Raw genomic sequence first — 1,282 nt, forward strand, 5'->3', positions numbered from 1 at the left:
GGAGTACCTCGACTCCGAGAAGTACCAGCTCAAGCCCCGCGACTGGACCCGCGCGGACACCGAGGGCATCGCCCCCCTCATCACCCGCCTCAACACCGTCCGGCGCGCCAGTCCGGCCCTGCGGCAGCTGCGTGATCTCCACTTCCACCACGCCGACCAGGAATCGGTGATCGTCTACAGCAAGCGGAGCGGTTCGAACACGGTTCTGGTGGTCGCCAACCTCGACCCCCACCACACCCAGGAGGCCACGGTCTCGTTGGACATGCCGCAACTCGGCCTGAACTGGCACGAGTCGGTACCGGTGCGCGACGAGCTCACCGGCGAAACCTTCAACTGGGGCAGGGCCAACTATGTGCGCCTGGAACCGGGTCGACGACCCGCGCATATCTTCACGGTGCTGCGACCGTCCCCGCAGATCGGAGGGTCACCCACAATATGATCGTCAACGAACCCGTCCAGGACACCTTCGAGGACACACCGGCGAAGGACCGGGACCCCGACTGGTTCAAACGCGCCGTCTTCTACGAGGTCCTGGTGCGCTCCTTCCAGGACAGCAACGGTGACGGCATCGGCGACCTCAAGGGTCTGACCGCCAAACTCGACTACCTCCAGTGGCTCGGCGTCGACTGCCTCTGGCTGCCGCCCTTCTTCAAGTCCCCCCTGAGGGACGGCGGCTACGACGTCTCCGACTACACCGCCGTACTCCCCGAATTCGGCGACCTCGCCGACTTCGTGGACTTCGTGGACGCCGCCCACCAGCGCGGCATGCGCGTGATCATCGACTTCGTCATGAACCACACCAGCGACCAGCACCCGTGGTTCCAGGAGTCGCGCAAGGACCCCGACGGACCCTACGGCGACTACTACGTCTGGGCGGACGACGACAAGCAGTACCAGGACGCGCGGATCATCTTCGTGGACACCGAGGCGTCCAACTGGACCTACGACCCGGTCCGCAAGCAGTACTTCTGGCACCGCTTCTTCTCCCACCAGCCGGACCTCAACTACGAGAACCCGGCCGTCCAGGAGGAGATCCTCTCGGCGCTGAAGTTCTGGCTGGACCTCGGCATCGACGGCTTCAGGCTGGACGCGGTGCCCTACCTCTACCAGCGCGAGGGCACCAACTGCGAGAACCTGCCGGCCACCCACGCCTTCCTGAAGCGGGTGCGCAAGGAGATCGACTCGCAGTACCCGGACACCGTGCTGCTGGCCGAGGCGAACCAGTGGCCCGAGGACGTGGTCGACTACTTCGGCGACTACGCCAAGGGCGGCGACGAGTGCC

Annotated in this window: 2 protein-coding genes; both read left to right on the forward strand. The window is 65.5% G+C overall.

All coding sequences use genetic code 11. From position 1 onward, the window contains the following. Positions 1-439 (forward strand): alpha-glucosidase C-terminal domain-containing protein (locus tag ACIRQ9_RS40325; RefSeq protein WP_404185761.1); only part of this gene is annotated, 439 nt, incomplete at its 5' end. Then, on the forward strand, positions 436-1,282 hold an 847-nt coding region (locus tag ACIRQ9_RS40330), incomplete at its 3' end, for an alpha-amylase family glycosyl hydrolase (RefSeq protein WP_404185764.1). The genes ACIRQ9_RS40325 and ACIRQ9_RS40330, both read left to right, overlap by 4 nt.

Origin of the sequence: Streptomyces sp. NPDC101237, from assembly GCF_044767465.1 — a bacterium.
Taxonomy (GTDB): Bacteria; Actinomycetota; Actinomycetes; order Streptomycetales; family Streptomycetaceae; genus Streptomyces; species Streptomyces gramineus.